Source organism: Streptomyces sp. NPDC014727 (assembly GCF_043083485.1).
Classification (GTDB): Bacteria; Actinomycetota; Actinomycetes; order Streptomycetales; family Streptomycetaceae; genus Streptomyces.
Genome location: NZ_JBIBYR010000001.1, coordinates 603,633 through 629,537 on the forward strand (window position 1 = coordinate 603,633; position 25,905 = coordinate 629,537).

21 protein-coding genes and 1 pseudogene are annotated in these 25,905 nt (G+C 70.2%); 12 read left to right on the forward strand and 10 right to left on the reverse strand.

Annotation, left to right across the window (positions count from 1 at the left end; translation table 11 throughout):
* Nucleotides 1-7: 7 nt before the first annotated feature.
* Nucleotides 8-904, reverse strand: a complete 897-nt coding sequence (locus ACF1B9_RS02745; RefSeq protein ID WP_391739905.1) for a carbohydrate kinase family protein — start codon at nucleotides 902-904, stop codon at nucleotides 8-10.
* A complete protein-coding gene (locus ACF1B9_RS02750; RefSeq protein WP_391739904.1) occupies nucleotides 901-1,914 on the reverse strand; it encodes a pseudouridine-5'-phosphate glycosidase in 1,014 nt (337 codons plus the stop codon). The genes ACF1B9_RS02745 and ACF1B9_RS02750 overlap by 4 nt, the downstream gene beginning before the upstream one ends.
* A 132-nt stretch (nucleotides 1,915-2,046) precedes the next feature.
* Between ACF1B9_RS02750 and ACF1B9_RS02755 the strand changes: the two genes are divergently transcribed.
* On the forward strand, nucleotides 2,047-2,409 hold the full coding sequence (locus ACF1B9_RS02755) for a cupin domain-containing protein (protein ID WP_259929375.1): 363 nt from the start codon (nucleotides 2,047-2,049) through the stop codon (nucleotides 2,407-2,409).
* Between the two features lie 4 nt (nucleotides 2,410-2,413).
* On the opposite strand, the gene ACF1B9_RS02760 is transcribed toward ACF1B9_RS02755, so the two are convergent.
* From ACF1B9_RS02760 to ACF1B9_RS02770, 3 genes are all read right to left on the reverse strand, one after another.
* Nucleotides 2,414-3,784: an MFS transporter gene (locus ACF1B9_RS02760; protein ID WP_391739903.1), complete on the reverse strand. Its 1,371-nt coding sequence runs from the start codon at nucleotides 3,782-3,784 to the stop codon at nucleotides 2,414-2,416.
* A gap of 200 nt (nucleotides 3,785-3,984) precedes the next feature.
* A complete protein-coding gene (locus tag ACF1B9_RS02765) occupies nucleotides 3,985-4,527 on the reverse strand; it encodes a methylated-DNA--[protein]-cysteine S-methyltransferase (RefSeq protein ID WP_391739902.1) in 543 nt (180 codons plus the stop codon).
* A 60-nt stretch (nucleotides 4,528-4,587) separates the two neighbouring features.
* The gene (locus ACF1B9_RS02770) at nucleotides 4,588-5,532 is read right to left on the reverse strand and encodes a glycerophosphodiester phosphodiesterase (protein WP_391739901.1); all 945 of its coding nucleotides are present in this window, start codon (nucleotides 5,530-5,532) and stop codon (nucleotides 4,588-4,590) included.
* A 214-nt stretch (nucleotides 5,533-5,746) separates the two neighbouring features.
* Between ACF1B9_RS02770 and ACF1B9_RS02775 the strand changes: the two genes are divergently transcribed.
* From ACF1B9_RS02775 to ACF1B9_RS02795, 5 genes are all read left to right on the forward strand, one after another.
* A complete protein-coding gene (locus tag ACF1B9_RS02775) occupies nucleotides 5,747-6,634 on the forward strand; it encodes an MHYT domain-containing protein (protein ID WP_391739900.1) in 888 nt (295 codons plus the stop codon).
* 62 nt (nucleotides 6,635-6,696) lie between these two features.
* Nucleotides 6,697-8,832: an excinuclease ABC subunit UvrB gene (uvrB, locus tag ACF1B9_RS02780; protein ID WP_391739899.1), complete on the forward strand. Its 2,136-nt coding sequence runs from the start codon at nucleotides 6,697-6,699 to the stop codon at nucleotides 8,830-8,832.
* Nucleotides 8,833-8,963: 131 nt separating this feature from the next.
* Entirely contained in the window at nucleotides 8,964-9,542 is a 579-nt protein-coding gene (locus ACF1B9_RS02785) for a TerD family protein (protein ID WP_351081610.1), read from the forward strand.
* Between the two features lie 128 nt (nucleotides 9,543-9,670).
* Nucleotides 9,671-11,623: a TerD family protein gene (locus tag ACF1B9_RS02790; RefSeq protein ID WP_391739898.1), complete on the forward strand. Its 1,953-nt coding sequence runs from the start codon at nucleotides 9,671-9,673 to the stop codon at nucleotides 11,621-11,623.
* A 273-nt stretch (nucleotides 11,624-11,896) separates the two neighbouring features.
* Nucleotides 11,897-12,901 carry a TerC family protein gene (locus ACF1B9_RS02795; protein ID WP_391739897.1) on the forward strand — a complete coding sequence of 335 codons (1,005 nt, stop codon included), beginning with the start codon at nucleotides 11,897-11,899 and terminating at the stop codon, nucleotides 12,899-12,901.
* A gap of 158 nt (nucleotides 12,902-13,059) precedes the next feature.
* On the opposite strand, the pseudogene ACF1B9_RS02800 reads toward ACF1B9_RS02795, so the two are convergent.
* From ACF1B9_RS02800 to ACF1B9_RS02815, 4 genes and pseudogenes are all read right to left on the reverse strand, one after another.
* Nucleotides 13,060-13,245, reverse strand: a pseudogene (locus ACF1B9_RS02800) (MBL fold metallo-hydrolase); the annotation flags it as partial.
* A gap of 352 nt (nucleotides 13,246-13,597) precedes the next feature.
* Nucleotides 13,598-14,404, reverse strand: a complete 807-nt coding sequence (locus tag ACF1B9_RS02805; RefSeq protein WP_391739896.1) for a hypothetical protein — start codon at nucleotides 14,402-14,404, stop codon at nucleotides 13,598-13,600.
* Nucleotides 14,405-14,888: 484 nt separating this feature from the next.
* Nucleotides 14,889-15,542: an MBL fold metallo-hydrolase gene (locus tag ACF1B9_RS02810; protein ID WP_391739895.1), complete on the reverse strand. Its 654-nt coding sequence runs from the start codon at nucleotides 15,540-15,542 to the stop codon at nucleotides 14,889-14,891.
* Nucleotides 15,543-15,552: 10 nt separating this feature from the next.
* On the reverse strand, nucleotides 15,553-16,242 hold the full coding sequence (locus tag ACF1B9_RS02815) for a maleylpyruvate isomerase family mycothiol-dependent enzyme (RefSeq protein WP_391739894.1): 690 nt from the start codon (nucleotides 16,240-16,242) through the stop codon (nucleotides 15,553-15,555).
* A gap of 175 nt (nucleotides 16,243-16,417) precedes the next feature.
* Here ACF1B9_RS02815 and uvrA point away from each other — a divergent pair, with 175 nt between their 5' ends.
* Both uvrA and ACF1B9_RS02825 read left to right on the forward strand, forming a co-directional pair.
* Nucleotides 16,418-19,477 (forward strand): excinuclease ABC subunit UvrA, encoded by a 3,060-nt coding sequence (gene uvrA / locus ACF1B9_RS02820; protein WP_391739893.1) that lies wholly within the window; start codon nucleotides 16,418-16,420, stop codon nucleotides 19,475-19,477.
* Nucleotides 19,478-19,782: 305 nt separating this feature from the next.
* Complete coding sequence (locus tag ACF1B9_RS02825) at nucleotides 19,783-20,211, forward strand: Rieske (2Fe-2S) protein (protein ID WP_391739892.1); 429 nt, start codon at nucleotides 19,783-19,785, stop codon at nucleotides 20,209-20,211.
* 18 nt (nucleotides 20,212-20,229) lie between these two features.
* Here the strand turns inward: ACF1B9_RS02825 and ACF1B9_RS02830 are convergent, their stop codons facing one another.
* A complete protein-coding gene (locus ACF1B9_RS02830) occupies nucleotides 20,230-20,379 on the reverse strand; it encodes a hypothetical protein (RefSeq protein WP_391740112.1) in 150 nt (49 codons plus the stop codon).
* Nucleotides 20,380-20,515: 136 nt separating this feature from the next.
* Here ACF1B9_RS02830 and uvrC point away from each other — a divergent pair, with 136 nt between their 5' ends.
* Genes uvrC through whiA form a run of 4 tightly spaced genes read left to right on the forward strand, consistent with a single transcriptional unit; the run spans nucleotide 20,516 to nucleotide 25,693 of the window.
* On the forward strand, nucleotides 20,516-22,690 hold the full coding sequence (gene uvrC / locus ACF1B9_RS02835) for an excinuclease ABC subunit UvrC (protein ID WP_391739891.1): 2,175 nt from the start codon (nucleotides 20,516-20,518) through the stop codon (nucleotides 22,688-22,690).
* The gene (gene rapZ, locus ACF1B9_RS02840) at nucleotides 22,687-23,682 is read left to right on the forward strand and encodes an RNase adapter RapZ (RefSeq protein ID WP_391739890.1); all 996 of its coding nucleotides are present in this window, start codon (nucleotides 22,687-22,689) and stop codon (nucleotides 23,680-23,682) included. Before uvrC ends, rapZ begins: the two co-directional genes overlap by 4 nt.
* Complete coding sequence (gene yvcK, locus ACF1B9_RS02845) at nucleotides 23,679-24,713, forward strand: uridine diphosphate-N-acetylglucosamine-binding protein YvcK (RefSeq protein ID WP_391739889.1); 1,035 nt, start codon at nucleotides 23,679-23,681, stop codon at nucleotides 24,711-24,713. Before rapZ ends, yvcK begins: the two co-directional genes overlap by 4 nt.
* Nucleotides 24,704-25,693: a DNA-binding protein WhiA gene (whiA, locus tag ACF1B9_RS02850; protein ID WP_391739888.1), complete on the forward strand. Its 990-nt coding sequence runs from the start codon at nucleotides 24,704-24,706 to the stop codon at nucleotides 25,691-25,693. The genes yvcK and whiA overlap by 10 nt, the downstream gene beginning before the upstream one ends.
* Nucleotides 25,694-25,905 lie beyond the last annotated feature (212 nt).

The following is a 25,905-nucleotide window of genomic DNA, read 5'->3' on the forward strand; positions in this document are numbered from 1 at the left end:
GGGTACGTCATGGACCGGGGCGGCCCCCCACGGTGGTGACCGCCTCCGCCCCCGACCGGCAGCCCGCCGCCACGGCCGAGGCGTCGTCCGCCCCCGACAGCCGGGCCGCGAGGAATCCGCCGGTGAACGCGTCGCCCGCCCCCGTCGAGTCGACGGCGCCGCGCATCCGAACCGCCGGGATGCGCCGGGTCACCGCGCCCGCGGCGGCCAGCAGGGCGCCGTGGGCGCCGAGTGTGACGACCACTCGGGGCACCTGAAGGCTCAGCTCGGCAGCGGCCTCCGCCGGTTCGCGGAGTCCGGTCAGCAGCCGGGCCTCGTCCGCGTTGGGCAGGAGCAGATCCACGCCCTCCACCGAGGCCAGGAACCGGTCGGCGCCCAGCTCGGCGAGGAAGCCGGCCGAAGCCGGGTCGACGCTCACCGTGATCCGCCGCCGCCGGGCCTCCTGCAGGGCGAGCAGGGCCGTGGCCCGGCTCGTCGCGGCGAAGAGCAGGTACCCGGAGAGATGGAGATGGGCGATGCCGTCGAGCATCGACGGCGACCAGTCGTCGGGGGAGAGCCGGAGCACGGCACCGCTGTCGGTGAGGAAGGTGCGCTCGGCGGCGGAATCGACGAGGGCGACGACGGTGGCGGTCGGTATGTCGTCGTCCACGGCCAGCAGGCAACGGACCCCTGCCCTGCGCAGTGCGTCCCGGTGCCAGACCGCGCTGTCGGCGCCGACCCGGGCCAGCAGCCGTACGTCGTGGCAGCCCGAACGTGCCGCCCAGCAGGCGACGTTGGCGCCCGCCCCGCCGGGGAGGGTACGGATCCGGGCCGCGGTGTCCGTGCCGTGGATCAGCGCTCTTCCGTGGCGGGCCACCACGTCGGTGACCACGTCGCCGACGACGAGGAGGCCGCCGTCGGTCATCGGCCGGCCGCCGGGCGGCGGGGCGATGCGGAATCCCGCGCGTCCGGGTGCGTCGCCGTCTCCTGGGCGGTGGCGGCCCACGCCCCGGAGATCCGCGCGGCGAGCGATACGTTCCCGCGCACGGCCGCCAGATTGGCCTCCAGCGAGGCGCCCCCGGTGCCCCGCATCAACCGGTCCAGCAGGAACGGCGTGACGGCCTGGCCCGCGATGCCGAGTTCCCGGCACGCGGCGAGCGCCTCGGCCAGCACACGGTCATGGAGTTCGGGATCCAACTGGTCCTGGACGGATACGGGGTTGGCGACGATCAGCGCCGAGCCGGGGCCTTTGAGCGCGTCCTGGGCACGCATCACCTCCGCGACCTCCTCGGGTGTCCGCACCGTCCAGTCGACCGGTTCGCCCGAACTGTTCAGATAGAAGCCGGGGAAGCGGTCGGTGCCGTAGCCGAGCACTCCGACGCCGAGCGTTTCCAGGCGCTGCAGCGTGGCGGGCACATCCAGGATCGACTTCACCCCCGCGCACACCACGGTGATGCCGGTCCGCGCGAGGAGCCGGAGGTCCGCGGACTCGTCCTGGGTCCGCGTCCATTCCCGGTGCACACCGCCGAGACCGCCGGTCGCGAAGACGCGCAGGCCCGCGTGTGCGGCCAGGAACGCCGTCGCGGACACGGTCGTCGCCCCGCTCGCTCCCGTCGCCAGGGCCGGTGCGAGGTCCCGGTGGCCCAGCTTCCGCATCGCCGGGTCGGCGGCGACCCGCTCCAACTGGTCCTTGCCCAGACCGATGTGGGCCCGGCCGTCGAGTACGGCGATCGTGGCGGGCACCGCGCCCGCGGACCGTACGAGCTCTTCGAGCTCCTCGGCGACCCGCAGATTGCGGGGGCGCGGCAGACCGTGGGCGATGATCGTCGACTCCAGGGCCACGACGGGGTGGTGCGTGGCGAGGGCGGCCCGGACCTCGTTGGAGAGGACGGGGGCGTAGGAGGACTGCGCGCCGTGCGACGCATTGAATGACATGTCCACATCCCTGTCGCGGGTGCGCCGACCTCAAACGTGCGGCCGGGACACCGGCCGGAAAGCCCACCGTCCGGCAGGGTTTCCCGGTCCTGGTGCCGAGCGACCTCGAAGCGGTCGCTAGGGTGACCGGCCATGACCACATTTGATCAAGCTCCCGCCTCGTTTGCCGTCCACATTCCCGACGCCGAACTCGAACCGGAACCGCTCGACCCGGCACAGATCGTCTCGGGCGAGCCCGTGGTGACCGGCAAGGTGCTCTGGGAGTCGCCCGACGGCAAGCAGGTGCGCGGGATCTGGCAGATCACGCCCGGCGTGGTCACCGACACGGAGGCCAACGAGCTGTTCGTGGTCGTGAGCGGGCGTGCGACCGTGGTGGTCGAGGGCGGAGCGACGCTGGAGATCGGGCCGGGGGACGCCTGCGTGCTGCGCGAGGGCGATCGTACGACGTGGACCGTGCACGAGACGCTGCGCAAGGCGTATCACATCAGCCTCTGAGCCCTCAGGGTTCGGTGGGCGCAGTCGCTGCTGTCGGTGTGACGGGTGCGGTGGCCGCGTCGGGTGTGACGGGAGCGGCGGGCACGGCCGGTGCGGCCGATCGAGTGAGCACCCGGCGCAGTGCGAGTGCCGCCATCGGGAGAAGCAGGCATGCTGCGACCGCGTTCAGCCAGCCGTAGCTCGCCCGCGCGACGATCACCCCGGCGATCGCGCCGCCGATGCCCGCCGCCGTGTTCATGGTCAGGTCCGACAGACCCTGCACGGCGGCACGGGCGGGCTGCGGTACGGAGTCGGTGAGCAGCGCCGAACCGGCGACCAGCCCGGCCGACCAGCCGAGCCCGAGCAGGAACAGGCCTGCCGCGGTCCGACCGTGGCTCGGACCTGCGGTGCCGGCCAGAAGCGCGGCACAGGAGAGCAGTCCGACCGCCAGACCGATCACCGTGAGCCGGCCGAAGCGGTCGGACAGCCAGCCCATCACCGGCGAGAACGCGTACATACCCGCGATGTGGCCGCTGATGACCAGGCCGATGAGCTGGAGACCGGCGCCATGATGGCCCAGATCGACCGGGGTCATCACCATGATCGAGACCATCGCGGTGTGCGAGACGGCCACCGTGACCAGGGCGAGCCGCGCCGTCGCGGACGCCCGGACCGCCGCGATGCCGGCCCGCAGCGAACGGCCCGAGGCGGACTCGTCGTTCTGCGGCGCCAACGCCCGTGCCGTGAGCAGTGGGTCCGGCCTCAGCAGCACCCCGACCACCACGGCGGCCAGCAGGAAGATTCCGGCCGCGAAGAAGAAGGGACCGGCCTTCTCGGATATCGCGGTGCCGCGGAAGACACGTCCCACCGGCGCCGCGATGTTCGGCCCCAGAACCGAACCGATCGTCGTGGCCCAGATGACGGTGGAGATCGCCCGGCCGCGCCGGTCGGGCTCGACCAGATCCGCGGCGGCGAACCGGGCCTGCAGATTGGCCGAGGACCCGGCACCGAACCCGGCCATGCCGAGCAGCAGCAGCGGGAAGCTCTCCACGAGGGTGGACAGGACCACGAGTCCCGCGCCGAGCGCACCGATCAGATACGCCAGTACCAGACCGGGGCGTCGGCCGCGCGAGGTCATCAGCGCCGCGAGCGGCAGTGAAAGCAGTGCGGTACCCGTCACCGACGCGGTCGGGGCCAGACCGGACAGTGCCTCGGAGCCGCTCACCTCCGTGGCCAGGACCGGGGCCAGGGCGATCCCGATGGGCACGCCGAGGCCGCCGAGTATCTGGCTGGCTATGAGTACCGCGGACGTTCTGCGCCGCAGTCGGGGCAGCTCGGCCGCCGTGACCCGGCCGGGTCCGTCGGGGGTGTCAGGTGCGTCGGAGGTGTTGGTCACTGACGCAGTGTGCCAGCCCGCACACGGGTACGAAACCGGGGCGGGGCCCCCGGCCGTCCGACAGGAGCGACGGAGTCGCCGGAGCCCTGATCGGAACGGTGGCGGATCGCCGGGATCCGGATCGAGCAGCGGCAGGTCACCGCGATCCGGATCGGCACAGCGGCGGGGTCAGGAAGCGGCCGGGTCGGAGTGCGGCCGGGTCAGAAGAGCGGCTGGGGAAGCACGCCCTCCAGCGCCAGCAGCTTCCGTTTGGTTTCGCGACCACCGCCGAACCCGCCGAGTCCGCCGTCGCTCTCCACCACGCGATGGCACGGCACGACCACCGGCAGCGGATTGGACCCCATGGCCGCCCCCACCGCCTGGGCCGCCCCCGGCTGCCCCACTCGCTCGGCGAGATCGCCGTATCCGACGACCGTCCCGTACGGCACCCCCGTCGCCAGCTCGCGGAGCACCTGGCGGTTGAAGCCGGACGTCAGCGACCAGTCCAGGTCGAGCGAGAACTCCCGCGACGCGCCCGCGAAGTACTCCGCGAGCTGGCGTATCGGCTCGGCGAGCCGCGCGGAGCCGGGACTCTCCTCCGGCTCCGCACAGAGTCGCGTCCGCAGCTGCTCTACCGCCCTCCTGCGCACCTCGGGACGGGCGTGGAACACCACACTCACCAGGCCCGCGTCGGTCGCGGCGAGCAGCAGCGGGCCGATGTCGCTCTCGACGACGGCCCACTCGACGACCCCGTTGCTGTTCATGGGGACCACCGTACGACCAGCCACTGACAACGCGCCGTGGCGACGGGGGCGGTAGAGCTGTCAGCCCGTGGCCCCGCGCACCACGTCAGGGGTGTTGGTGATGATCCCGTCGACACCGAAGCCCGCCACCCTGGTCGCGTTCGCCGCGTCGTTGACCGTCCAGGTGTTGACCCGAAGCTTCTTGCCGTGTGCGCCCTTCAGTGCGTGCACCGCCTTCACATAGTCGGCGGAGATCGACGTGTACGAGGGGTTGATCTGGTCGGTGAACGCCGCGTACGAGGGCAGATCGGCCACCGCGGGAGTGCCGAGGAAACCGGTGGTGACGTCCGGACGCCGCTGGTGCACCTCCTTCACACTGTCCGCTCCGAAACTCTGGATGACGAGCCTGTTCCTGACGTGGTCGCGGTCGAGCCACCCCTTCTGGCTCAGTACCCGCAGGGTCTCCTTCTCGATGCCCGGGTAGAGCTCCGGGCTCTTGATCTCCAACAGCAGCTTCTGGTGATTGCGTTCGATCCGGTCCAGGTACTGCTTGAGGGTGGGCACCCGGGTTCCGGCGAACTGCGGACCGAACCAGCTGCCCGCGTCCAGCCGGGCGATCTCGGCGGCCGTGAAGTCCTTGACCGCCCACGGTGCGCGGTCCGGGAAGACCTCCTCGACATCGGTGGTCCGCTTCAGATCGGTGTCGTGCACGACCACCAGCACACCGTCCCTGGTGAACTGGACGTCGTTCTCCACCCGGTCGAAGCCCAGGGCGACGGCCTTGTCGACGGCGGCCAGGGTGTTCTCCGGCGCGTAGGCCGAGGCACCCCGGTGGGCGAAGACGACCGGGGCGGCCCCCTTCATGTCCGTGGTCCGGGCGCCGACGGTCCGGATACCCGTGACCGTGCCCGTGTGCCCGGCTGCGGCCCGGCCCGTCGTCTGCGTGTCGGCGGTCGACATCAGCAATGCGCCGGCACCCATGAGGGCGGCGGCTGCGACGACGGCGGTGGCGGTGCGTGCGTACACGTGTACTCCTCGCGTCAGAGTTACGGACGGGCCGAGAGTGGCAGCCACCGCCCAACAAACGACAGGCGAAGGATGGCCACAACGTGAACGCCGCTGTTGAGACCGGGTCACGGGCCGATTTCCTTGTCGATAAAATGCGGCTGATCTGTTTGTCTGCCGGGCCGCGCGCCTTAGGGTCACCCCGAACCCGGGCTTCCGCGAAGGGCGTACGAGCATGCAGGGCACGATCGACGGTTTCAGCTATGGAGCGGTGACGCCCGTCGCGGCCTTCCTCATGGCCTGCCTCGGCGCGGCCCTCGGGCTGCGCTGCACGACCCGTTCGGTGCGCACCGGACGCTCCTTCAGGGCCGGCTGGCTGGCCCTCGGCGCGACCTCCATCGGCTCCGGCATATGGACGATGCACTTCATCGCGATGATGGGCTTCTCCGTCGAAGGGGTCACCATCGGCTACGACAAGCCGATCACCTTCGCCAGCCTCGCGGTCGCGATCGGCATGGTCGCCATCGGCATCTTCATCGTCGGGTACCGGGGCGCCACCCGGATGGCACTGGTGACGGGTGGCACGATCACCGGGCTGGGGGTGGCCACCATGCACTACCTGGGCATGGCCGGAATGCGCCTTGAAGGACAGTTCGAGTACGACACCGTCACCGTGGCCCTCTCCGTCGTCATCGCCGTGGTGGCTGCCACGACCGCGCTCTGGGCAGCCGTCTCCATCCACGGCTTCCTGTCCAGCCTCGGCGCCGCGGTCGTGATGGGCGTCGCGGTGAGCGGCATGCACTACACGGCCATGGCCGCGCTCAGCGTCCATCTGCACCCCGGCGCCCTCGCAGGCCCCGCTTCGGCCGAGGGGCACGGCGCCTCCCTCGTCCCCCTGCTGATCGGCCCCGGCTGCTTCCTGTTCCTGGCCGCGGTGGTCGTGATGTTCGACCCCCTGATGGTGATGGGCACCCCGGACCGGGACGAGCCCGGAGCCGTGAACGGGGCCGGACGCCCCCTCGGGATCCCGGCCCAGCGGCACGTCCCGCGGTTCGGTACACACGCCGATCCGGCGTCGTTCCATTCCCGGCCGCGCGATCCCGCGCCGCCGTCGGAACAGTGACCCCGCTCCGGCACGACGGCTGACCCGGCCCGGTTGTCAGTGGGGGGTCGTACGGTGGTTGCATGCGGCCCGTTTCGAAGATCGAACGTTCGGTGGCGCCTTTCGAGGTCGTCAGTCCCTACCAGCCCAGCGGCGACCAGCCCGCGGCCATCGCCGAGCTGGAGCGACGCATCCGCGCGGACGAGAAGGATGTCGTCCTGCTCGGTGCGACCGGCACCGGCAAGTCGGCGACCACCGCCTGGATGATCGAGAAGCTGCAGCGCCCCACCCTCGTCATGGCGCCGAACAAGACGCTCGCGGCCCAGCTGGCGAACGAGTTCCGCGAGCTGCTCCCCAACAACGCCGTCGAGTACTTCGTCTCGTACTACGACTACTACCAGCCCGAGGCGTACGTCCCGCAGTCGGACACCTACATCGAGAAGGACTCCTCGATCAACGAGGAGGTCGAGCGGCTGCGTCACTCCGCGACGAATTCGCTGCTCACCCGGCGCGATGTCGTCGTGGTCGCCTCCGTCTCCTGCATCTACGGCCTGGGTACGCCCCAGGAGTACGTGGACCGGATGGTCCAGCTCAAGGTCGGCGACGAGATCGACCGCGACCAGCTGCTGCGCCGCTTCGTCGAGATCCAGTACACCCGCAATGACCTCGCGTTCACCCGTGGCACCTTCCGGGTGCGGGGCGACACCATCGAGATCTTCCCGGTCTACGAGGAGCTCGCCGTCCGCATCGAGATGTTCGGTGACGAGATCGAGGCGCTCTCCACCCTCCACCCGCTCACCGGCGAGGTCATCAGCGAGGACCAGTCCCTCCATGTCTTCCCCGCCAGCCACTACGTCGCGGGCCCCGAGCGCATGGAGAAGGCGGTCGACGGCATCGAGCGGGAGCTGGAACAGCGACTCGCCGAGCTGGAGAAACAGGGCAAGATGCTGGAGGCCCAGCGGCTGCGGATGCGCACCACGTACGACATCGAGATGCTCCGGCAGATCGGCACCTGCTCCGGTGTCGAGAACTACTCGATGCACTTCGACGGGCGCTCGCCCGGCACCGCCCCCAACACCCTCCTCGACTACTTCCCCGAGGACTTCCTCCTCGTCCTCGACGAGTCGCACGTCACCGTGCCGCAGATCGGCGCGATGTACGAGGGCGACGCCTCCCGCAAGCGCACCCTCGTGGACCACGGCTTCCGGCTCCCCTCCGCGCTCGACAACCGCCCGCTGAAGTGGGAGGAGTTCCTCGGCCGGATCGACCAGACCGTCTATCTCTCCGCCACGCCGGGAAAGTACGAGCTGTCCAGGGGCGACGGCTTCGTGGAGCAGATCATCCGTCCCACCGGTCTCGTCGACCCGGAGGTCGTGGTCAAGCCCACCGAGGGCCAGATCGACGATCTGGTGCACGAGATCCGCAAGCGCGCGGAGAAGGACGAGCGGGTCCTGGTCACCACTCTCACCAAGAAGATGGCCGAGGACCTCACCGACTACTTCCTGGAGCTCGGCATCCAGGTCCGCTATCTGCACAGCGACGTCGACACACTGCGCCGCATCGAGCTGCTGCGGGAGCTGCGCTCCGGCGAGTACGACGTACTGGTCGGCATCAACCTCCTGCGCGAGGGCCTGGACCTGCCCGAGGTGTCGCTCGTCGCCATCCTCGACGCGGACAAGCAGGGCTTCCTGCGCTCCGGGACGTCCCTGATCCAGACCATCGGGCGCGCCGCCCGAAACGTGTCGGGGCAGGTCCATATGTACGCGGACAAGATCACTCCGGCGATGGCACAGGCCATCGACGAGACCAACCGCCGTCGCGAGAAGCAGATCGCCTACAACACCGAGCGCGGTCTCGACCCGCAGCCGCTGCGCAAGAAGATCAACGACATCGTCGCGACGATCGCCCGCGAGGAGGTCGACACCGAGCAACTGCTCGGCACCGGCTACCGCCAGGGGAAGGGTGCCAAGGCCCCCGTGCCCACGCTGGGCGCGAAGGCGGCCGGAACCAAGAAGGCCACAACCAGGAAGGCCGGGGCTGCCGGCGCCGTGGTCACCGACCGTCCCGCCACCGAACTCGCCGGGATCATCGAGGAGATGACCGACCGGATGCGGGCGGCCGCAGCGGACCTGCAGTTCGAGGTGGCGGCCCGACTGCGCGACGAGGTCGGTGAGTTGAAGAAGGAGCTGCGGCAGATGCGGGAGGCGGGTCTCGCCTGACCCTGCCACGTCCTGTGTGTTGCAGGACCGACACAAAAACGCCCCGAGCGGCCGCGTCTCCGGCGCGACTGCGTAGGGTGCTGGAAAACCGCGCACGGACGGTCGCGGGGCAAGCGGAGAGGGGACAGCGCGTGACGGTCAACATGACCAAGGGTCAGGCCATCAGCCTGCAGAAGAACGACGGGGGGACCCTGACCGCGGTACGGATGGGGCTCGGCTGGCAGGCGGCGCCACGCCGTGGTCTGTTCGGTTCGCGTACGCGGGAGATCGACCTCGATGCGTCGGCGGTGCTGTTCGCCGACAAGCAGCCGGTCGACGTGGTCTTCTTCCGTCACCTGGTCAGTGACGACGGCTCGGTCAAGCACACCGGTGACAACCTGGTCGGTGGCGCCGGTTCGGGCGGGGACGACGAGGCGATCCTCGTCGACCTGCAGCGGGTGCCGGTCCACATCGACCAGATCGTCTTCACGGTGAACTCCTTCACCGGCCAGACGTTCCAGGAGGTGCAGAACGCCTTCTGCCGCATCGTCGACGAGACCAACGGCCAGGAGCTCGCCCGCTACACGCTGGACGGCGGCGGGCAGTACACCGCCCAGATCATGGCCAAGGTGCACCGCTCGGGGAACGGCTGGCAGATGACCGCCCTCGGCAACCCGGCCAACGGCCGCACCTTCCAGGACCTGATGCCGGCGATCCTGCCGCATCTGTAGGCACGGCCGGACCGACCGGTCGACATCGGTACGCGCAGCTCCCGGCGGCATCGGCCGCCGGGAGCTGCATCACATGGCACCACGCCTCACCGCACCGCGCGGCGGCGACTCATCGAGGGGACAGAGCAATGACGGCCGAGCTGGTCCGAGGGCAGAACCACACCTTGCCCCAGACCCGTCTGGAGATCCGGGTATCGGCCGGCACGCCCGTCGTGGCCGGTGCCACGCTCGGCGACGAGAACGGCACCGTGCACGGCACCGAGTGGATCGCGCACCCGGGGTCGCCCCAGTTGCCCGGGCTCGAAGTGTCCAGGCAGGCCGCAGCCGACCACCGGCTCGCCGTGGACCTCGATGCCCTGTCCGCTTCGGTACACCGGGTCACCGTGCTGCTGGCCCTGCCCACGGGCGTGGGCGGCCCGGCCCGGTTCGGCGCGGTCTCCGCGCCGTTCGTCGCCGTCACCGGCCTCGAAGGCACCGAGATCGCCACCTTCACCCTCACCGGCCTGGACACCGAATCCGCGGTCACCGCACTGGAGCTCTACCGCCGCCAGGGCGCCTGGAAGGTCCGCGCCGTCGGTCAGGGCTACGCGGGCGGCCTCGCCGACATGCTCGCCGACCAGGGCCTGGCCCAGGCGGGCGAGCTGGCCCGCTCGATCCAGGACGCGGTCGCCCGGGGGATGGCCCGCTCGGTCGCTCCGCCCCCGCCGCGCACCCCGGGCGCAGACAGGGCCGGCCACGGCACGGGCTCCGTACCGCCCTCGGACGGCCGCAGGCCTCCCGTCGCACCGACGACGGCGGCACAGCCCTCCCAGCCGCTCGCCGAGCCCACCACTCCGCCGCCCACGGCCGCTACGGGCGGCCCCATCGACTACACGCACCCGCGCCGCCGGACCTCCGCGCCCCCGCCGCCCCCGCCCACCGCGCCGCCCGCCGAGCCGGGCCGACCCGCCCGGCCCGTCGCCGGAGACGCGACCGGTTGGTCCATGGAGGAGCGCCTCTACAACCAGATCTGGGGCATGTTCGAAGACCTGGCCCGCACCACCGCCGCGTACCGCAGCGCCGTGGAGTTCGCCGAGTCCCGCATGGACCAGGAGCTCGACCGGACCCTGTCCGATCCGCGTAACCGGATCGGCGGCGCCGGCGACCGGGCCCGCGAGCAGGCCCGCGCCAAGCGCGACGAGCTGACAGCACGGGCCCGCGAGGTCCTCGACCGGGACCTCGCCCAGCTCGCCGCCGAGTCCGCCGTGGTCGAACCCGCCCTCCCCGCGGCGTTCGCGGGTTGGGACAACCCCGTGTGGCACGCCTACCGCGTCCCCATGGAGATCCCCATGGCGCTGCGCATCGGCGACCTCCATCTGCCCGAGAACACCGGGCTGCGCATCCCGTTGCTGGTCCGGCTCCCTCTGGAGCGCGGGCTCTGGATCGACAGCAGCCGTACGGCGTCCGAGGCCGCGTCCCTCATGGACAGCGCCCAACTGCGCCACCTGGCCATGGAGAACGCGGTCGCGCACGCGGCCCGGCTGCTGGCCGTGTACCCGGCCGACGAGTTCTCCGTCCACGTCATCGACCCCGCGGGTTCGGCGGCCGGAGCCCTCGCGCCCCTGGTCGGATCGGGGGCCCTCGCCGGGCCGCCCGCCACCGGAGCCGGGGGAGTGGCCCCGGTCCTCGCCCAGCTGACCCGGCGCGTCGACCTGGTGCAGATGGCGATCCGGGCCGGCGCCGCCGATTCGCTGCCGCCGGACCTGGACCTGGGCCAGCAACTGCTGATCGTCAACGACTTCCCGCACGGATTCGACGACCGGTCCGTCACCCAGCTGCGCTACCTGGCCGATGAGGGGCCCTCGGTCGGCGTCCATCTCCTGATGGTCGCGGACCGGGCGGATGCCAGTGTGTACGGGCCGGTGCTCGACCCTCTGTGGCGTTCGCTGCTTCGGATCACGCCGGTCGCCGACGACCACCTGGCCGATCCCTGGGTGGGCCACGCCTGGACGTACGAGCCGCTGAGGATGCCGCCCGGCAGCCGGGTCCTCGAACAGGTGCTCGCCAGAGTGTCCGCGGCTCGGCGCCCTCGGCGCCCCTGACGGCTCGGCACCTCTGGGGCGTGACTGCTGCACCTCATCGTCCCTGACCTGCCCTTTTGGGGGATCTTTACCCTTCTCTTTACCTTTCCTTGGTGTTCCCTGTACTGTTCTTCGAGCGGAGGGGAGTACTCCCATACGCGGCGTGCCCGTCAGTACGGACTGTGACCGGTCCCGGGGCGCCGGCCCGTGGCGCGCAGCCCGTGCGCCCGGGTGGAAGAGACCTCCGGCAGCGACGACGCTGATCAGTAGCCGTAGCGAACTGCCGGAGGCGCAGTGGACGTTTCATGGACCCTTTGGGTGCTGACCATTCTCGGTCTGTCAGCCCTTGTCGCCGTCGACTTCTTCATCGGGCGCAAGCCCCATGACGTGACGACCAAGGAAGCCGGAATCTGGACGATCGTCTGGATCGCGCTGGCCGTGCTCTTCGGACTCGGTCTGCTGGTGTTCGGCGAGAGCCAGGCCTCGGGCGAGTTCTTCGCCGGCTTCATCACCGAGAAGTCGCTCAGCGTCGACAACCTCTTCGTCTTCGTCCTGATCATGGCGAAGTTCTCGGTCCCCTTCCACCTCCAGCAACGGGTGCTGCTCGTCGGTGTGCTGATCGCGCTGGTGCTGCGAGCGGTCTTCATCGCCGCCGGCGCGGCCGTCATCGCCAACTTCTCGTGGGTCTTCTACATCTTCGGCGCGTTCCTGATCTACACCGCCTGGAAGCTCATCCAGGAGGCGCGGGCCGACGAGGACGAGGAGGAGTTCGAGGAGAACCGCCTTCTCAAGACGATCGAGCGCCGCTTCGGCGTCGCCGACCGATACCACGGCACCAAGCTCTTCATCCGTAACAACGGCAAGCGCGTCCTGACGCCGCTGATGGTCGTCATGCTCGCCATCGGTACGACCGATGTGCTGTTCGCCCTGGACTCCATCCCCGCGATCTTCGGCCTGACCCAGGACCCGTACATCGTCTTCACCGCCAACGCCTTCGCCCTGATGGGGCTGCGGCAGCTGTACTTCCTGATCGGCGGCCTGCTGAAGAAGCTGGTCCACCTCAGCTACGGTCTCTCGGTCATCCTCGGCTTCATCGGCGTGAAGCTGGTGCTGCACGCACTGCACGAGTCCGGAGTGCACGTTCCCGAGATCTCCATCCCGGTCTCGCTCGGCGTCATCTGCGGCGTGCTGGTGATCACCACGATCACCAGCCTCGTCGCCAACAAGAAGCGGGAGCGGGCCGAGGCGGCCGCGGAAGCGGACGGGCCCGCGGACCGGGGTTCCAGCATCGACGCCTGATCGGGGCGGACGGGAACCGGCACCGGCCGGGTGGGGCGACCACGCGTCGCCCGACCCGGCCGGTGCTCGTACGGATGGAGAGCCCCCGGTCCGGGGGCGGTGGTCCATCGGCGGCGCTCAACTCCCGCACGGGCCCGTCGGCCGCGGTACGGCTGCCGTCACCAGCCGCGGGCGCGCCACTGCGGCAGCTGCGGACGCTCGTCGCCGAGCGTGGTGTCGTGACCGTGGCCCGGATAGACCCAGGTCTCGTCGGGCAACTGGTCGAAGAGCTTGGTCTCCACATCGTGGAGCAGATGCGCGAAGGCTTCGGGGTCCTGGTGGGTGTTGCCGACCCCGCCCGGGAACTGGCGAGGCGTCTACAACCGGCTGCGGGTGTGGGAACACCAAAGCGGGGCCGGCCCTTTTCAGGGCGGCCCCGCTTGTACGAGGGCCTCGGGGAACATCGGACAGCCGTTCGCGCTGAGAATGATCACGGGGCGTGTCTGCCCTCTGGGCGGCGTGTCAGGAGCCGCAGGGCACCGCTGAGCCTCGCGCCCGATGCAGCCCCGAGCATCACTCAGCGCTACATGTCCGTTTGCCGTAGCAATACGAGGACAGGGCCGAGTCCGGAGAACACCTTCCGGGTGCCGCTGCGGTGACGAGCCGTTGTTCCGCGTGTACTTCACCGAAGTGGCCGGACTCCGGGCTCCGGTAGGTCTACGCGGGCGGCTCGATCGTTACCGGTTCGCCAAGATCGTAGAAGCGCTGTGTGGTCGTGGTCATCACGCCGCCTGCTCTGGATTCGGCCTGCCCGCCGTAAGGCGTGAAGTCGTCCCCGAACCACAGGATGTGCTCCCGCACGTCCGCGCCCAGGAACGTGTACGGCTTCTTGTTCACGATCCGCCACGCCTCGACGTCCTCCCCATTGTCCAGGGAGATCACGGGCCTTTCCCGCTCCACGGTCCACTCCGGCGCCGACGCGATCATCTGGGCTGTCACCGCCGGATCAGCGAGCGCGCGATAGAGCTTCCCCGTGGCGGCCACCACCCGCTCCTGCGGGTCGGTGCTGCTCTCGTCCCCCTTGACCCACTTGCCGAGCCCCGGGGTCTTGATCCACTCGTCGTCGCCCTTGAAGACGTATGCGTTCTCCCCCTCCGGTCCCGTCATCGAGCCGGACAGCGAGGGCTCGTCCCCGAAGACGAACTGCGAAGTCCCCGACTCGTCCCCCGACTGCACGGACTCCGTACCCGATCCGTACGCCTTCAACGCGGCCACCAGACACTTCGACAGGGCCGAACCGGCGAAGGTCGCGTCGCCCTTGAGTTGGAGCCCGCCGCACTCGGCCGGGGTGGTGAACGCCGGGGACGACGCCTTCGGGCTGCTGCTCTCGTGCGCGGGCCGGCCGGACGACGATTCTGTCCGCGTCGGCTCGGCCGACCCGTCCGACGAGGAGCATCCGGCCAGGGGGCCGACAGCGAGGAGGGTTCCTATGCACACATACCGGCGCAGGCGTCTGGGTCTCATGTTGTTCGAACTCCACTGGTCACGGATGACCTGCGGCCGCAGGCCTCCTTGGGCTCTCACAGGTGAATCCGCCGCCCCGCGCCCCCAGTGGCAAGGTGTCTGCCCCACGGGCCGCAGCCGCGGACGCTCGTATGCTAACGGTCGGGGCGCCCGCTCCCTCCTGCTTGTCGGACCGTCAGCCGTGCGGGCAGGCACGGTGGCCGCACCTCGGAATCCTTGCGACGAGCAAGCGGTCCTCAGGTCGTTGCCAGAACACGGTCGAGCGCCGCCCGGCCCGCGGGGCCCAGGTCGACTTCCCGCCGGGCACGGCCCAAAGAGCGGCCATCGGTCTGGTGAGTGTCCGGCTGCGGTCAGTCGTCGTCCTCGTCGAGCCCAAGTGTGTCCGGGTTTTGCAGTGGCCTGAGGCCGCCATCGGCCGGGGTGGACGCGGTGAAGCTGTAGCGGCCGAGTACCGATGTTCCCCGAGGCCGTACGAGGTACCGACTTACCAGCCTCGGGCTCTCCACTCCGCCAGGTGCGGGCGTTCCGCACCGAGCGTGGTGTCGTGACCGTGACCCGGGTAGACCCACGTCTCGTCCGGCAGCCGGTCGAAGAGCTTGGTCTCGATGCCGTTCATCAACGACTCGAAGTCCTTCGGAAGTGTTGTCCTCCCAGGACCGCCCGGGAAGAGGCAGTCCCCGGTGAACAGGTGCGGAGCGCCGTGCGGGTCGTCGTAGACCAGCGCGATGGAGCCCGGGGTGTGGCCGACGAGGTGACGGGCGGTCAGGCGGACCCGGCCCACCTGGATCGTGTCGTCGTCGTCGACCAGGACATCGGTCGGGACCGGGATGCCCTCCGCGTCGTACCGCCCGGCGTACGTACGCGCGCCGGTGGCGGCCACCACCTCGCCGAGCGCCTGCCAGTGGTCGCCGTGCCGGTGGGTGGTGACGACGGAGGCGATGCCGTCGTCACCGATCAGCCGCAGCAGGGTCCCGGCCTCGTTGGCCGCGTCGATCAGGAGCTGCTCGTCGGTGGCCCGGCAGCGCAGCAGATAGGCGTTGTTGTCCATCGGGCCGACGGCGACCTTCGAGATCATCAGATCCGTCAACTCGTGCACATCCGCACGACCGCCGACCTTGACCGCTCCGCTGTACGTCATGCGTCTCAGCCTATAGCGGGGGCAGTACGGGGAGGGGGCCGCCTTCGACGGTCAGCGCCGACCCGTCGCGACGCCCGCAGAGCCAGCCGAGCAGCTCGGGGGCCGTAGCGCGGACGGAGACGGGAGCGCCCTCTGCTCCGCCGCCCGTTGTCCACACCCGGCCCTCGTCGTCGGCCACGGCCGTGGACACGACATCGGGGTGACCGCCGAACCGCTCGGCGAGGAAGTCGATCTCCCGGGCGACGAACTCGTCGGAAAGATCCTCCAGCTCGTAACCGATTCCCAGGTCGACATGGTGCAGCTCGACCTCGACGCGGCGGCGGAAGGGGACCCGGGAGGCCGAGTCGGTCACGCCGTTGCGCAGCGTGACCGTGCGGGACCAGTCGGCCGGGGCCGAAGCGGCGGCCGCGAAGCGGGCCGCGCTCTCGGCCAGGTCGGCCAGCTGTCCGGCCCTCGGCCGGGTCGCGTCGCGCTCGATGTCACGGTCGCGGGTTTCGCTGTCTGCGTACATGGGTCGGCCGTGGAGAACATTTACGAGCGCGTCGGCGTTACGAGAGAGGTGCGCAACGACATGGCCCCGGCTCCAGCCCGGCAGACGCGAGGGCCCGGCAAGCGAGGCGTCGTCCAATTTTCCTGTGGCGCTGAGCAGTCGATCAGTCGCTTCACGTAGGGCTTCCAGGTCGTGCGCGTGATCAATCATGAGGCTGAGCCTAGCCTCGCCACTCATTCGGGTGAAGGAGTCCATGGGCGTCCGTAAATCGAATGTGCGTGCTATACGCTCGGAGTCGAAAGCTTCGTACATCGCTGTGGCGCCCCCCATACCCTGGGACAGGGGCTCAGTTCCCCCATTTCTCTCTAGAAAGGTGCGGACCGGCGTGGCCGACCGTCTCATCGTCCGTGGCGCTCGCGAGCACAACCTCAAGAACGTCTCGCTCGACCTTCCCCGCGACTCCCTCATCGTCTTCACCGGGCTTTCCGGGTCGGGCAAGTCGTCTCTCGCGTTCGACACGATTTTCGCCGAGGGCCAGCGACGCTACGTGGAGTCCCTCTCCTCGTACGCCCGCCAGTTCCTCGGCCAGATGGACAAGCCGGACGTCGACTTCATCGAGGGCCTCTCGCCCGCCGTCTCCATCGACCAGAAGTCGACCTCGCGCAACCCGCGCTCGACGGTCGGCACCATCACCGAGGTCTACGACTACCTCCGGCTGCTCTTCGCCCGGATCGGCAAGCCGCACTGCCCCGAGTGCGAGCGGCCCATCTCGCGCCAGTCGCCGCAGGCCATCGTCGACAAGGTGCTCGGTCTGCCCGAGGGCAGCCGTTTCCAGGTGCTCTCGCCCCTGGTGCGCGAACGCAAGGGCGAGTTCGTCGATCTCTTCGCCGATCTGCAGACCAAGGGCTACAGCCGGGCCCGGGTCGACGGCGAGACCGTCCATCTCTCCGAGCCGCCCAAGCTGAAGAAGCAGGAGAAGCACACCATCGAGGTGGTCATCGACCGTCTCACGGTGAAGGACAGTGCCAAGCGCCGGCTGACCGACTCGGTCGAGACCGCGCTCGGGCTCTCCGGCGGCATGGTCGTGCTCGACTTCGTCGACCTCCCCGAGGACGATCCCGAGCGTGAGCGGATGTACTCCGAGCACCTCTACTGCCCGTACGACGACCTCTCCTTCGAGGAGTTGGAGCCGCGCTCCTTCTCCTTCAACTCGCCCTTCGGCGCCTGCCCCGACTGCACGGGTATCGGCACGCGGATGGAGGTCGACCCGGAGCTGATCGTCCCCGACGAGGAGAGGTCGCTCGACGCGGGCGCGATCCACCCCTGGTCGCACGGCCACACCAAGGAGTACTTCGGCCGGCTGATCGGCGCGCTCGCCGAGGCCCTCGGATTCCGTACGGACATCCCGTGGGCCGGGCTGCCGCAGCGCGCCAAGAAGGCCCTGCTCTTCGGCCACAAGATCCAGACCGAGGTCCGTTACCGCAACCGGTACGGGCGCGAGCGCGCCTACACCACGCCCGCCTTCGAGGGGGCGGTGCAGTTCGTCAAGCGGCGGCACTCCGAGGCCGAGAGCGACTCCAGCCGGGAGCGGTTCGAGGGCTACATGCGCGAGGTGCCCTGCCCGACCTGTGAGGGCACCAGGCTCAAGCCCATCGTCCTCGCGGTCACGGTGATGGAGAAGTCCATCGCCGAGGTCTCCGCGATGTCGATCAGCGAGTGCGCCGAGTTCCTCGGCCGGATGAAGCTGAATGCCCGCGACAAGAAGATCGCCGAGCGGGTGCTGAAGGAGGTCAACGAGCGGCTGAGGTTCCTGGTCGACGTCGGTCTCGACTACCTCTCGCTGAACCGCGCGGCAGGCACCCTGTCCGGCGGCGAGGCCCAGCGCATCCGGCTGGCCACCCAGATCGGCTCCGGCCTGGTCGGTGTGCTGTACGTGCTGGACGAACCGTCCATCGGCCTGCACCAGCGGGACAACCACCGGTTGATCGAGACCCTGGTCCGGCTCCGTGACATGGGCAACACGCTCATCGTCGTCGAGCACGACGAGGACACCATCAAGGTCGCCGACTGGGTCGTCGACATCGGCCCCGGCGCCGGTGAGCACGGCGGGAAGGTGGTCCACTCCGGATCGCTCAAGGAACTGCTGGGCAACGACGATTCGATCACCGGCCAGTACCTGAACGGCAAGAAGTCGATCGCGATGCCCGACATCCGGCGCCCCGTCGACCCGGGGCGCAGGCTCACGGTGCACGGGGCCCGCGAGAACAACCTCCAGGACATCGACGTCTCCTTCCCGCTCGGTGTGCTCACGGCCGTCACGGGTGTTTCGGGTTCGGGAAAGTCGACGCTGGTCAACGACATCCTCTACACCCACCTGGCCCGCGAGCTGAACGGCGCGAAGTCGGTCCCCGGGCGGCACACCCGGGTCGACGGGGACGACCAGGTCGACAAGGTGGTCCACGTCGACCAGTCGCCCATCGGCCGTACGCCCCGGTCCAACCCGGCCACGTACACCGGTGTCTTCGACCACGTCCGCAAGCTGTTCGCGGAGACGATGGAGGCGAAGGTGCGCGGCTATCTGCCGGGCCGCTTCTCCTTCAACGTCAAGGGCGGCCGCTGCGAGAACTGCTCCGGCGACGGCACGATCAAGATCGAGATGAACTTCCTGCCGGATGTGTACGTCCCGTGCGAGGTCTGCCACGGAGCGCGCTACAACCGCGAGACCCTGGAGGTCCACTACAAGGGCAAGTCCATCGCCGAGGTGCTGGACATGCCGATCGAGGAGGGCCTGGAGTTCTTCGAGGCCGTCCCGACGATCGCCCGTCACCTGCGTACGCTGCACGAGGTCGGCCTCGGATACGTCAGGCTCGGCCAGTCCGCGCCGACGCTCTCCGGTGGTGAGGCCCAGCGTGTGAAGCTCGCGAGCGAGTTGCAGAAGCGCTCCACCGGCCGCACGGTCTACGTGCTGGACGAGCCGACCACGGGTCTGCACTTCGAGGACATCAGCAAGCTCATCAAGGTGCTCTCCGGGCTGGTCGACAAGGGGAACTCGGTGATCGTCATCGAGCACAACCTCGATGTGGTCAAGACCGCGGACTGGGTCATCGACATGGGCCCCGAAGGAGGCAACGGCGGGGGTCTGGTCGTCGCCGAGGGGACACCGGAGCAGGTCGCCGGGGTTCCGGCCAGCCACACCGGCAAGTTCCTCCAGGGCATCCTGGACCCGGACCGGGTGAGCGAAGCCGCGGTGCCCGCGGCCCGCAAGCCGGTGCGGAACGTGGCGGCGAAGAAGGCCGTCGCCGCGAAGTCGGCCCCGGCCAGGAAGACGGCCACGGCCAGGACGAGCGCGGGCCAGGCCGCCAAGTCCGCCACTGCCAGGACCACCAAGACGGCAGCGGCGAAGAAGCCCGCTGCCAAGAAGACGACGCGCACGCGCAAGGCCTGAGGCCCGCGTACGGGCGGCGGCCCCGGAATCCGGGGCCGCCGCTTTCGTCGGCACGGGGGTGTCCCGCCGGTGCTCGTTGTTGCGGCCGAGCGCCCCACCCCCTCCGATCCGAGGCATGTGCACCCTCCTCTCCTGACCAGGGACGACCCGTCCGGGGTGGCCCGGCCTACGGGACCCTGGTCCCCGCCGGTATCGTCGGTTCTGTCACCGATGGCTCTGATACTCGCGGTACCTCCGGTATCGGCGTGTCTCAGTCGCCCGCGGTAGCTCTCTGCACCCTGCACCCTCTGACCAGTGGAGACCGCATGCCCGGCCAGCCCGCCGCCCGCCGTACCGTGCTGAAGGGTGCCGCGCTCGCCGGCGCCACCGGGCTGGGAGTCGCCGCCTGCTCGACCGAGTCGAAGCTCGGCCACGCCGTGACGCCGACGCCGACCGCGCCCGTCGAACTCGGCGCGCCGGAAGAGGTTCCGGTCGGCGGATCCAAGCTCTACCGGGACCAGCGGGTCATCGTCAGCTGCCCGGCCAAGGGTCAGTACAAGGCGTTCAGCGCCCAGTGCACCCACGCGGGCTGCCTGCTGAACAAGATCGAGGACAACGTGGGGGAGTGCCCCTGCCACGGCAGCCACTTCGACACGACCACCGGCGAGGCGCTGCACGGCCCGGCGACCGTGCCGCTGCCCGCGGTCCCGGTCCGGCTGGAGGGCGGGAAGCTCATCGCGGGCCCCAAGGCCTGACCTCCGCCGCGAACGGATTCACTCCCAGTCCCAGTCGATGCCGACCATGCCGGGCCGTACCCCCTGCTCCACCAGGTGAACGGTCCGGTGCCGGCCGGTGAGAGCGAGATCCGCACGGGCACCGCGCGGTGCGCCCGCCGAGACCTGGGCGGAGCTCCGGCACCGCACCGGCAGCGCGGCCTCGTGACCGGCGACCGCACCTCCTGACCCGTGCTCCGGGGCGCGCTCCCCCGGTCCGCGCCCCGGAGCACGGCTCCACCGCCGACAGACAGCACTGTCACTGCCCGCAAGTAGGGTGGGACACATGGCAGACCCCTCCAGCTACCGCCCCAAGCCGGGACAGATCCCCGACTCCCCGGGGGTCTACAAATTCCGCGACGAACACCGCCGGGTGATCTACGTCGGCAAGGCCAAGAACCTGCGCCAGCGCCTGGCCAACTACTTCCAGGACCTGGCCGCGCTCCACCCGCGTACGCGCACGATGGTCACCACCGCCGCCTCGGTGGAGTGGACGGTCGTCTCCACGGAGGTCGAGGCGCTCCAGCTGGAGTACTCCTGGATCAAGGAGTTCGACCCCCGGTTCAACGTCAAGTACCGCGACGACAAGAGCTATCCGTATCTCGCGGTCACGCTCAACGAGGAATTCCCGCGGGTCCAGGTCATGCGCGGGGCCAAGAAGAAGGGCGTGCGCTACTTCGGCCCCTACGGGCACGCCTGGGCGATCCGCGAGACGGTCGACCTGATGCTCCGGGTCTTCCCGGTGCGTACATGTTCCGCAGGGGTCTTCAAGAACGCCGCCAGGACCGGCCGCCCGTGCCTCCTCGGCTACATCGGCAAGTGCTCGGCCCCCTGCGTGGGCCGGGTCACCCCCGAGGAGCACCGCGAACTCGCGGTCGACTTCTGCGACTTCATGGCCGGCCGCACCGGTACGTACATCCGCCGCCTGGAGAAGGACATGATGGCGGCGGCCGAGGAGATGGAGTACGAGCGGGCGGCCCGGCTCCGCGACGACGTGGAGGCCCTCAAGCGGGCCATGGAGAAGAGCGCCGTCGTCCTCGCCGACGCCACCGACGCCGACCTGATCGCGGTCGCCGAGGACGAGCTCGAAGCCGCCGTCCAGATCTTCCATGTGCGCGGCGGGCGGGTGCGCGGTCAGCGCGGCTGGGTCACCGACAAGGTCGAGAACGTCGACACCTCCGGCCTGGTCGAGCACGCCCTGCAACAGCTGTACGGCGAGGAGACGGGCGACTCCGTCCCCAAGGAGGTGCTCGTCCCGGCCCTCCCCGAGGACCCCGACTCGATCTCCCAGTGGCTCGCCGACCGCCGGGGCTCCCACGTCAGCCTGCGCATCCCGCAGCGTGGTGACAAGAAGGACCTGATGGCGACGGTCCAGCGCAACGCCCAGCAGGCCCTGGGGCTGCACAAGACCAAGCGCGCCTCGGACCTGACCACCCGCTCCCGCGCCCTGGAGGAGATCGCCGAGGCGCTCGACCTCGACACGGCCCCGCTGCGCATCGAGTGCTTCGACATCTCCCACCTCCAGGGCGACGACGTGGTCGCGTCCATGGTCGTCTTCGAGGACGGACTGGCCCGCAAGAGCGAGTACCGCCGCTTCCAGATCAAGGGCTTCGAGGGCCAGGACGACGTCCGGTCGATGCACGAGGTGATCGGCCGCCGTTTCAAGCGCTACCTCCAGGAGAAGGAGCGGACGGGGGAGTGGGAGGAGACCCCCGCTCCGACCGGTCCCGTCCCGGCCGCCGGAGGCGACACGGTCGCTCTCACGGGGGCCGCACGGGGCACGGGCACGGCTCTCCTCCCGGCCGTCGCCCCCGGCACGGACACCTCTCCCGGTCCGGGGACCGCACCCACCGGGGAGACCGTCCCCGGACCGGGCACCGGCCCCGTCCCGGACAGCGCCCCGGACCCGGACACCGAGCCCCGTGAGGACGACGGCCGGCCCAAGCGGTTCGCGTATCCGCCGCAGCTCGTCGTGGTCGACGGCGGCCAGCCGCAGGTCGCCGCCGCCAAGCGGGCCCTCGACGAGCTGGGGATCGACGACATCGCCGTCTGCGGCCTCGCCAAGCGCCTCGAAGAGGTCTGGCTGCCCGATGACGACGACCCCGTCGTCCTGCCCCGCTCCAGCGAGGGCCTCTACCTCCTCCAGCGCGTCCGTGACGAGGCCCACCGCTTCGCGATCACGTATCAGCGCGCCAAACGGGCCAAGCGCATCCGGTCCAGCCCCCTGGACGCGGTCGCAGGCCTCGGAGAGACCCGGAAACAGGCGTTGATCAAGCATTTCGGCTCCGTGAAGAAGCTGAGGCAGGCGACAATCGACGAGATCTGCGAGGTTCCGGGGATAGGCCGCAGAACGGCGGAATCAGTGGCTGTCGCCCTGGCCTCGGCCGCCCCGGCCACGCCCGCCGTGAACACGGCGACAGGAGAGATCATCGAAGAGGACGACGGGGGCAGCACGACATGACTGAGCACGAGCACGAACACGAACACGACGTCGAGCAGGAACGCGATGTCGAGCACGACAGCACCGACCGAACAGACGGAGCAGGACACGTGAGTACGGGCACCACCAACGACACGGGCGACGGGAACGCGGCCATCCCCGAGCTGGTGATCATCTCGGGGATGTCGGGCGCCGGACGCAGCACGGCGGCCAAGTGTCTGGAGGACCTCGGCTGGTTCGTCGTCGACAACCTGCCACCCGCCCTGATCCCCACCATGGTCGAGCTCGGCGCCCGCTCGCAGGGCAACGTGGCCCGTATCGCCGTCGTCGTCGACGTGCGTGGCCGCCGCTTCTTCGACAACCTCCGTGACTCCCTCGCCGACCTGGAGGCCAAGCACGTCACCCGGCGGATCGTCTTCCTGGAGTCCTCCGACGACGCCCTGGTCCGCCGCTTCGAATCGGTCCGCCGCCCGCACCCGCTCCAGGGCGACGGCCGGATCGTCGACGGCATCGCCGCCGAGCGCGACCTGCTGCGCGAGCTGCGCGGCGACGCCGACCTGGTGATCGACACCTCCAGCCTCAACGTGCACGAACTGCGCGCCAAGATGGATGCCCAGTTCGCCGGCGACGAGGAGCCGGAGCTGCGCGCCACGGTGATGTCCTTCGGCTTCAAGTACGGCCTGCCGGTCGATGCCGACCTCGTGGTCGACTGCCGCTTCCTGCCCAACCCGCACTGGGTTCCCGAGCTGCGGCCGTTCACCGGGCTCAACGAAGAGGTCTCCGCCTACGTCTTCGACCAGCCCGGCGCCAAGGAATTCCTCAACCAGTACACGGAACTGCTCCAGCTCATCGCCGCCGGGTACCGCCGCGAGGGCAAGCGCTACGTGACGATCGCCGTCGGCTGCACGGGCGGCAAGCACCGCTCCGTGGCCATGTCGGAGAAGCTCGCGGCCAGGCTCGCGACCGAAGGCATCGAGACCGTCCTCGTCCACCGGGACATGGGGCGCGAGTGACCAGCCGTAACCTGCGCCTGCGGCGGCTGCGCAGAGCCACCGCTGCGCTGCCCGGCCGCAAGCGCGGCGCGCAGCCCAAGGTCGTCGCGCTCGGCGGCGGCATGGGGCTGTCCGCGTCACTCGCCGCGCTCCGCCGGATCACCGGCGATCTCACGGCCGTGGTCACCGTCGCCGACGACGGCGGCTCCAGCGGTCGGCTCCGCGAGGAGCTCGGCGTCCTGCCGCCAGGCGACCTGCGCAAGGCGCTCGCCGCCCTGTGCGGTGACGACGACTGGGGCCAGACCTGGGCCCGGGTCATCCAGCACCGTTTCCAGTCCAAGGGCGATCTGCACGAGCACGCGGTCGGCAATCTGCTGATCGTCGCCCTGTGGGAGCAGCTCGGTGACCATGTCCAGGCCCTGGACCTGGTCGGCAAGCTCCTCGGGGCGCACGGCCGGGTGCTGCCCATGTCCGCCGTGCCGCTGGAGCTCCAGGCGCTCGTACGGGGCCACGACCCGGACCGCCCGGACGACGTGGACACGGTGCGCGGCCAGGCCACCGTGGCGCTCACCCCGGGCGAGGTGCAGTCCGTCCATGTCGTCCCGCACGACCCGCCGGCCGTTCCCGAGGCCGTCGCCGCCGTCCTGGACGCCGACTGGGTGGTGCTCGGTCCGGGGTCCTGGTTCTCCTCCGTGATCCCGCATCTGCTCGTCCCGGAACTGCTCGACGCGCTCGTCGAGACCAAGGCCCGCAAGGTCCTCTCGCTCAACCTCGCACCGCAACCCGGCGAAACTGATGGCTTCTCTCCGCAGCGTCATTTGGAGGTTTTGGGACGACACGCCCCTAAACTCGCCATGGACGTGGTGCTGGCCGACGAAGCCGCCGTGCCCGATCGTGAGTCCCTCGCCGACGCCGCCAAGCGGCTCGGCGCCGCGGTCGAGCTGGCGCCGGTGGCCTCACCCGACGGCGTTCCGATCCATGATCCGGAGCTGTTGGCCGCCGCGTACGACCGTATTTTTCGGATGCATGGAAGGATCGGCCCATGGCGATGACGCCCGCGGTGAAGGACGAAATCTCTCGGCTTCCCGTGACCCGGACCTGCTGCAGGAAGGCAGAAGTCTCGGCGATCCTCCGGTTCGCCGGCGGGCTGCACCTGGTGAGCGGTCGGATCGTGATCGAGGCGGAGCTGGACACCGCGATGGCGGCTCGCCGGCTGAAGCGGGACATCCTCGAAATCTTCGGGCACAGCTCGGAGCTGATCGTAATGGCCCCCGGCGGGCTGCGGCGCGGCTCCCGCTATGTCGTCCGGGTGGTGGCGGGAGGCGACCAGCTGGCCCGCCAGACCGGTCTGGTGGACGGTCGCGGCCGGCCCATCCGCGGTCTGCCGCCGCAGGTGGTCTCGGGGGCCACCTGCGATGCCGAGGCCGCCTGGCGCGGGGCCTTCCTGGCCCATGGCTCGCTCACCGAACCGGGCCGCTCCTCCTCGCTGGAGGTGACCTGCCCCGGTCCGGAAGCGGCACTCGCGCTGGTCGGCGCGGCCCGCAGGCTCTCCATCGCGGCGAAGGCCCGTGAGGTGCGAGGGGTGGACCGGGTCGTCGTCCGCGACGGCGACGCGATCGGTGCGCTGCTCACCCGGCTCGGCGCCCATGAGTCGGTGCTGGCCTGGGAGGAGCGGCGGATGCGTCGTGAGGTCCGCGCCACGGCCAACCGGCTCGCCAACTTCGACGACGCCAACCTGCGCCGTTCCGCGCGGGCCGCGGTCGCCGCGGGCGCCCGGGTGGGGCGCGCGCTCGAGATCCTCGGCGAGGAGGTGCCCGAGCACCTCGCGGCGGCCGGACGGCTGCGCATGGAGCACAAGCAGGCCTCCCTGGAGGAGCTGGGCGCGCTCGCCGACCCGCCGCTGACGAAGGACGCGGTCGCCGGCCGGATCCGCCGACTCCTGGCGATGGCCGACAAGCGAGCCCAGGACCTGGGTGTCCCGGGGACGGAATCGACCCTCAGCGAGGAGCTCGCCGACGGACTGGTGGGGTGACCGGCGAAGGCTGTGAAATCGGCCGAATTCAGAACGCCGGGAAATCCCCGGGGCGTTGACGCTCCGTAGTCGTGACTGCGTGTTCGACCGGGCATCCGAAGGCCCGTACTCCTACCGAGGGGTACGGGCCTGCGCGGCTCTTCCGGCCCCGCTCGATGTCACTCCCGCGCCATCGGAGAGGTAGGGTCGGAGGCGGTCGGGGACATCCCATA

Bases quoted from the DNA above. Each gene is read 5' to 3' on its own strand.
- ACF1B9_RS02745 (WP_391739905.1), bottom strand. From the start codon at position 904: ATGACCGACGGCGGCCTCCTCGTCGTCGGCGACGTGGTCACCGACGTG.
- ACF1B9_RS02750 (WP_391739904.1), bottom strand. From the start codon at position 1,914: ATGTCATTCAATGCGTCGCACGGCGCGCAGTCCTCCTACGCCCCCGTC.
- ACF1B9_RS02755 (WP_259929375.1), top strand. From the start codon at position 2,047: ATGACCACATTTGATCAAGCTCCCGCCTCGTTTGCCGTCCACATTCCC.
- ACF1B9_RS02765 (WP_391739902.1), bottom strand. From the start codon at position 4,527: ATGAACAGCAACGGGGTCGTCGAGTGGGCCGTCGTCGAGAGCGACATC.
- ACF1B9_RS02775 (WP_391739900.1), top strand. From the start codon at position 5,747: ATGCAGGGCACGATCGACGGTTTCAGCTATGGAGCGGTGACGCCCGTC.
- uvrB (WP_391739899.1), top strand. From the start codon at position 6,697: ATGCGGCCCGTTTCGAAGATCGAACGTTCGGTGGCGCCTTTCGAGGTC.
- ACF1B9_RS02790 (WP_391739898.1), top strand. From the start codon at position 9,671: ATGACGGCCGAGCTGGTCCGAGGGCAGAACCACACCTTGCCCCAGACC.
- ACF1B9_RS02805 (WP_391739896.1), bottom strand. From the start codon at position 14,404: ATGAGACCCAGACGCCTGCGCCGGTATGTGTGCATAGGAACCCTCCTC.
- ACF1B9_RS02810 (WP_391739895.1), bottom strand. From the start codon at position 15,542: ATGACGTACAGCGGAGCGGTCAAGGTCGGCGGTCGTGCGGATGTGCAC.
- ACF1B9_RS02815 (WP_391739894.1), bottom strand. From the start codon at position 16,242: ATGATTGATCACGCGCACGACCTGGAAGCCCTACGTGAAGCGACTGAT.
- ACF1B9_RS02825 (WP_391739892.1), top strand. From the start codon at position 19,783: ATGCCCGGCCAGCCCGCCGCCCGCCGTACCGTGCTGAAGGGTGCCGCG.
- uvrC (WP_391739891.1), top strand. From the start codon at position 20,516: ATGGCAGACCCCTCCAGCTACCGCCCCAAGCCGGGACAGATCCCCGAC.
- rapZ (WP_391739890.1), top strand. From the start codon at position 22,687: ATGACTGAGCACGAGCACGAACACGAACACGACGTCGAGCAGGAACGC.
- whiA (WP_391739888.1), top strand. From the start codon at position 24,704: ATGGCGATGACGCCCGCGGTGAAGGACGAAATCTCTCGGCTTCCCGTG.